This is a genomic window from Brooklawnia sp., assembly GCF_049651565.1.
Lineage (GTDB): Bacteria > Actinomycetota > Actinomycetes > Propionibacteriales > Propionibacteriaceae > Brooklawnia.
In genome coordinates this window covers 1-5,841 of the sequence record NZ_JBASCI010000206.1, presented here as the reverse complement: position 1 = coordinate 5,841, position 5,841 = coordinate 1, and the positions used below count along the sequence as shown (strand labels likewise).

5 protein-coding genes are annotated in these 5,841 nt (G+C 68.7%); 2 read left to right on the top strand and 3 right to left on the bottom strand.

Going from position 1 to position 5,841, the window contains the following annotated elements; all coding sequences use genetic code 11:
* Window positions 1–226, bottom strand: a 226-nt coding sequence (locus tag WBL05_RS09600; RefSeq protein ID WP_424225499.1) for a biotin/lipoyl-containing protein, incomplete at its 3' end; no start/stop codon positions are given.
* Window positions 227–239: 13 nt separating this feature from the next.
* Window positions 240–2,450, bottom strand: a complete 2,211-nt coding sequence (locus WBL05_RS09595; RefSeq protein ID WP_424225498.1) for an alpha-ketoacid dehydrogenase subunit alpha/beta — start codon at window positions 2,448–2,450, stop codon at window positions 240–242.
* 146 nt (window positions 2,451–2,596) lie between these two features.
* Here WBL05_RS09595 and WBL05_RS09590 point away from each other — a divergent pair, with 146 nt between their 5' ends.
* Window positions 2,597–3,346 (top strand): SDR family NAD(P)-dependent oxidoreductase, encoded by a 750-nt coding sequence (locus tag WBL05_RS09590; RefSeq protein WP_424225496.1) that lies wholly within the window; start codon window positions 2,597–2,599, stop codon window positions 3,344–3,346.
* A gap of 50 nt (window positions 3,347–3,396) precedes the next feature.
* Window positions 3,397–4,863, top strand: a complete 1,467-nt coding sequence (locus tag WBL05_RS09585) for an NAD-dependent succinate-semialdehyde dehydrogenase (RefSeq protein WP_424225495.1) — start codon at window positions 3,397–3,399, stop codon at window positions 4,861–4,863.
* Window positions 4,864–5,078: 215 nt separating this feature from the next.
* Here the strand turns inward: WBL05_RS09585 and WBL05_RS09580 are convergent.
* A partial coding sequence (locus WBL05_RS09580) for a class I SAM-dependent RNA methyltransferase (RefSeq protein WP_424225493.1) occupies window positions 5,079–5,841 on the bottom strand: 763 nt, incomplete at its 5' end.

Genomic DNA, 5,841 nt, shown 5'->3' with positions numbered 1-5,841 from the left:
GGACGGCGATCGGCGCGCCCACCGCGACCCGGTCGGCCGGGCTGGCCAGCAGGCGTCCCACCGTGCCGGCGACGTCGGCCTCCACCTCGACGTTGGCCTTGTCGGTCTCGATCTCGGCCAGCGGCTGGCCCTTGGTGACCTGGTCGCCCTCGCTGACCAGCCAGTCGGTCAGGACGGCGTCCTCGGCGTCGGCCACCACGGCCGGCATCAGGATGACGGTTGCCATTGTGCGTCTCCTCTCAGGCCTGCTGGCCCAGGTTCTCGCGGACGCGGGCGATGCCGGTCTCGATCTCGGGCTGGTACGCCAGTGCGGCCCGCTCCAGCACCTTCGAGATCGTCGGGGTCGACTGCGCCCCGTAGACCCGCTGCACCGGCTGGTCCAGGTAGTCGAAGAACCGTTCGGTGATCTCGGCGGCGATCCGGCCGGTGTAACCGGGGCCAGGCGAACCCTGCTCGACCAGCAGGACGTTGTTGGTCTTCCTGATCGACTCCCCGATGGTCTGCCAGTCCATGGACGCGGTGTCGAGCCAGCGCAGGTCGATCACCTCGGCGTCGATCCCGGTGGCCTCGACGGCCTGCAGTGACAGCTCGACCATGTTCAGGTAGGCCAGGATGGTCAGTTCGCTGCCCTCGCGGCGGATCTTCGCGGTGCCGGGCGGGATGATGTAGTCGAGGTCGTCGGCCGGGACGCGGTCCAGCTTCTCGTAAAGGTCGACGTGCTCGATCACCATCACCGGGTCTTCCAGCGCCAGCGCGGCGTTCATCAGGCCCACGTAGTCGAACGCGTTGGACGGGGCGACGATCCGCCAGCCCGGGTGCGCGGCGTAGACGCCGGCCGGATCCATCGAGTGCTGTGAGCCGTAGCCGGCGCCCATCGCACTCTTCGAGCGCAGCACCAGCGGCACCCCGTGCTCACCACCGAACATGTGCCGGGCCTTGCCGATCTGGTTGAAGACCTGGTCGGCGGCCACCCACATGAAGTCGGAGTACATGAACTCGATCACCGGGCGGTAGCGGCCGTCCATGGCGATGCCGCCGGCCAGCCCGGCGAAACCGTTCTCGCTGATCGGGGTGCCCATGACGCGGTCACCGAACTCGGCCTTGAGGCCGCGGGTGACGCCGTTGGTGCCGCCCTTCAGCTTGTGCACGTCCTCACCCATGGTCACGTAGCGCGAGTCGGTCTGCATCCGGCGCTGCATCACGTCGGCGGCGGCATCAGCGAACTTCACCTCACGCCAGTTGGTGACCTGCACGTCCTCAAGCACCGTCAGCTGGTCGAGCTCGGACGCGTCGCCGCGGATGCCGAAGTCGACGAAGGACGGGTCTGGCCACAGCTCGGGCCGGATCCGCTTGCGGGGCCGCTTCGACTCGGGGTCGGCCTCGGTGAACTCGTCCATCAGACCGTGCATCACCTGGTCGGTCTGCTCGACCATCCGGTCGAAGACCTCCTGGCTGAGGTGGCCGCGCTCGATGAGCTCGCGGGCGACCCGCTGGATCGGGTCGCGCTGACGCCACGCGGCCTCCTCGTCCTTGCTGCGGTAGCCGAAGGCGCTGCCGGGGAACGGGCCGTTCTGGTGGAAGTAGCGGTAGACCTCGGCCTCGACGACGACCGACCCCTTGCCCGAACGCAGGTGCTCGGCGGCCTGCTGCATGACCAGGTGCACCGCCAGCGGGTCCATGCCGTCGACCCGCCAGGCGGGCATGCCGAAGCCGGAGGCGCGGGCCGACAGCCGCGGCTCGTTGGTGGCCTCGAAGACATTGGTCGAGACCGCATACATGTTGTTCTCGATGAAGAAGCACAGCGGGAGGCTCCAGGCCGAGGCCAGGTTCATCGTCTCCAGGGTGGATCCGATGTTGGACGCGCCGTCGCCGAAGTAGGTGACGGTGATGTCGGAGCCGCCCTCGACCGGGTTCTCGGCCTGGGTGTACTTCTGGCAGAACGCCGAGCCGTTGGCCAGTGGAACCCCGCCGCCCACGATGGCGTTGGTGCCGAGGTTGCCGGCCTCCTTCCACTGCAGGTGCATCGAGCCGCCGCGGCCGTGGCTGAAGCCCTGGTCGAGACCGAGAATCTCGGCGAGGGTCTTCTTGACGAAGGCGTGCACCTCGTCGTCCATCGGGCGCTCGGGATCGAAGTCGGTGCCCTTGAGGTAGGTCAGGCCCTTGGCGAGGAACTGGTGGTGACCGCGGTGGGTGCCGTTGACGGCGTCACTGGGACGCAGGCCGATGATCGAACCGACCGCGCCGCCCTCCTGGCCGATGCTCGAGTGGGCTGGGCCGTGCAGGGCACCTTCGGCCGACAGCTTCAGCACGACCTCCTCGAACGAGCGGATGATCTGCATCTGCACCAGCATCGCCCGCAGCAGCTTCGGGTCAGCGGCGTCCCAGTCGTCGGGGGTGGTGCTCACCTGCTTCCAGGGCACCGACGGGACCAGCACTTCTTCGTGGCTCATTAACCTCTCCAGGGTGACGACGGCTTGCACGTGTCGAACAACTTGTTGGATTGTATCCAATCATGGGGCTGGATGCCAACCAGCCGAGGTGAAATCACGGTGCGATCGGGTTAAGCTGGATCCATGAGGCGAGGAGGCCGTAATCGATGAACTGGGAACTGACGCACCGCCGGGCGGTCATCACCGGCGCCGCCAACGGCATCGGACGGGCGACCGCGCTCGCGCTGGCTGCCGAAGCCACGAGGCTGTTGGTCGTTGACCTGGACGCCGAGCGGCTGGCCGAGACCGCCCAGGTCTGCCGGTCGGCCGGTGCGCTGCAGGTCGAGACCTTCGCCGGTGACCTCACCGTCGTCGAGAATGTGCGGCTGGTCGGCGAGCTGGTCCGCAAGCAGTTGGGTGGGCTCGACCTGCTCGTCCCGGCTGCCGGCATCATCGAGCGGGATCCGATCGAGCAGTTGTCCGACGAGCACTGGGACCGCGTGATGAACATCAACGTTCGGGCAGTCTTCCAGCTCACCCGGGAACTGCTGCCGCAGATGGCCGACCGCGGTTCGATCGTGCTGTTCTCGTCGGACGCCGGCCGACGCGGCAGCCCCGGCAAGGCCGCTTACGCCACGTCCAAGGCCGCGATCATCGGGCTGGCCCGGAGCATCGTCGGCGAGGTGGGCAGCCGCCAGATCAGGGTGAACGTGGTGCAGCCCGGGTTCATCGAGACCCAGATGAACGCCCGGACCTTCCTGGAGAAGGGCGACGTGCTGGCCGCCGAGACGCCGCTGGGACGCCACGGGCGTCCCGAAGAAGTCGCCCAGGTGGTGGCCTTCCTCTGCTCGGACGCCTCGTCCTTCGTCAATGGCATCGTGCTGCCGATCAACGGCGGCCACTACATGGCCGGCTGACCGGCCCCCCCAAGCAACCTGCACACGAAAACCAACTCAGGAGATCAGCAATGTTTGAGCGCGTACAGCAACTGGAGCAGCAGGTCCTCGAGGCCTTGCCGAAGGGCCTGTTCATCGGCGGCGAGTGGGTCCAGACCGACAACTTGATCCCGGTGGAGAACCCGGCCAAGGGCGAGGCGTTCGCCGAGGTCGCCGACGCCACCCCCGAACAGGCGATGCAGGCGCTGGACGCGGCCGCTGAGGCGCAGGCCGGCTGGGCGGCCACCAAGCCGCGCGACCGGGCCGAGCTGCTGCGCCGGGTCTTCGACATGATCAACCAGCGCAGGGAACTGTTCGCCGCGCTGATGACCATGGAGATGGGCAAGACCTTCAACGAGGCGCTGGGCGAGGTCGCCTACGGCAATGAGTACGTCCGCTGGTTCAGCGAGCAGGCTTGCCGGATCGAGGGATACAACTCGATCGCCCCCTCGTCCGGGCGTCGGATCCACACCGAGAAGGTGCCGGTCGGTCCGGTGCTGGCGATCACGCCGTGGAACTTCCCGCTGGCGATGGCCACCCGCAAGATCGCCCCCGCGCTGGCCGCCGGCTGCACCGTGGTCTGCAAGCCCGCCAAGCTGACCCCGCTGACCATGCTGCTGTTCGCGCAGGTGCTCCAGGAGGCCGGGCTGCCGGCCGGCGTGGTGAACATCATCACCACCAACCGCTCCGGAGCCACCACCGGCCCGCTGATCACTGACCCGCGGATGCGAAAGATCACCTTCACCGGATCCACCGAGGTCGGCATCGGGTTGCTCAAGCAGGCCGCCGACCGGGTGCTGCGCTCGTCGATGGAACTGGGCGGCAACGCTCCGCTGGTGGTGCTGCCCGACGCCGACCTCGACGTCGCGGTGCAGGGCGCGATGGACGCCAAGATGCGCAACCTGGGCGAGTCGTGCATCGCCTCCAACCGGTTGATCGTGCACGAGTCGATCGCCGACGAGTTCACCAAGCGGTTCTCCGACGCGATGGCCGCCCAGCAGGTCGGCTACGGCCTGGAGCCGGACGTCAGTGTGGGCCCGCTGGTCGAATCGGCCCAGCGCGAGAAGGTGCTCGAGCTGGTGCAGGACGCCGTCGACAAGGGCGGCAAGGTGACCACCGGCGGCAACGCGCTGGACCGGCCCGGCTACTTCATGCAGCCCACCGTGATCGCCGACATCCAGCCCGGCACCCGGATCCTGCAGGAGGAGATCTTCGGGCCGTTCGCGCCGATCATCAAGTACTCCACCGAGCAAGAAGCGATCGACATCGCCAACGACACCGAGTTCGGCCTGGCCGGCTACGTCTTCTCCGAGAACCTCGGCAGCGCGATGCGGGTGGCCCGGCAGATCGAGACCGGCATGATCGGCATCAACGCCGGTGTCATCTCGGACGCCGCCGCCCCCTTCGGCGGGGTCAAGATGTCCGGCCTGGGACGCGAGGGCTCCCAACTCGGCATCGAGGAGTACCTGGAGACCAAGTACTACTCGCTGCCCTTCTGATCCCTGCTCTGCGGGTGCGGATCGGGCCCCGGTGCCGGACGGTGCCGGGGCACGGCCTTCCGGGTCCCCCCGACGCGCCGGTGAGCGGTATTGGACGCCGCAGCCGGAAAGTGCCCGCGTCGGGGGCGATCGGCGCGCAGTTTCGCTCAATGCGGCCCAATAGTGCACGCCCCACGCGTTGCGCGAGCACTATCCATCCCTGGCTGCCGCGAAGATCACTTCGTCAGGACCGCCACCGCCTCCACGTGGTGGGTCATCGGGAACAGGTCGAACGCCCGCAACCCCTGCAATCGATACCCGGATTCGGCGAAGGTCGCCAGGTCTCGGGCCAGCGCCGCCGGGTCGCAGGCCACGTAGGCGATCGCCTTGGCGTCCAGCTCGGCCAGGCGGCGGACGACAGCGGCCCCGGCCCCGGTGCGCGACGGGTCCAGCACGATCAGGTCGGTCTGCGGCGGCAACCTCTTGCCGGCCCGTTCCAGTCTGGTGGCGTGGAAGCGGGCCTCGGGCACGTTCTCGCGCGCCAGCCCGACCGCGGCCCGGTTGCCCTCGATCCCGACCACCCGGCAACCGGCGTCCACCAGCGCGCCTGCGAACAGGCCGACGCCGCAGTACAGGTCAAGGGCCCGCTCCCCCGGCCGCGGTTGCAGCCCTGCCAGCACCGCCTCGGTCAACGCCTGCGCGGCACCGGGATGCACCTGCCAGAAGCCGTCGGCCCGGACCCGGAACTGCCGTCCACCAACCCGCTGCCGGACGATCACGTCGCCCTGCACCGGCTCGTCGTCCACCCCGAGCACTGTGGTCGACTGGGACGCCACCACCACCTGCAGCTCGCCATCGTCCTGCACCCACCGCGACAGTTCGGACGGATCGACCGGCCCACCCGGGTGGGCAATCCGGCAGCCACCGGCGGGCAGCTCGACCAGTTCGTCCGACCGCCACGCCCGCAGGCCGACGCGTCCGCCCCGCACCAGGTACCGC

Excerpts from the sequence above, each read along its gene's own strand:
- WBL05_RS09595 (WP_424225498.1), bottom strand. The coding sequence starts at position 2,450 with ATGAGCCACGAAGAAGTGCTGGTCCCGTCGGTGCCCTGGAAGCAGGTG.
- WBL05_RS09590 (WP_424225496.1), top strand. The coding sequence starts at position 2,597 with ATGAACTGGGAACTGACGCACCGCCGGGCGGTCATCACCGGCGCCGCC.
- WBL05_RS09585 (WP_424225495.1), top strand. The coding sequence starts at position 3,397 with ATGTTTGAGCGCGTACAGCAACTGGAGCAGCAGGTCCTCGAGGCCTTG.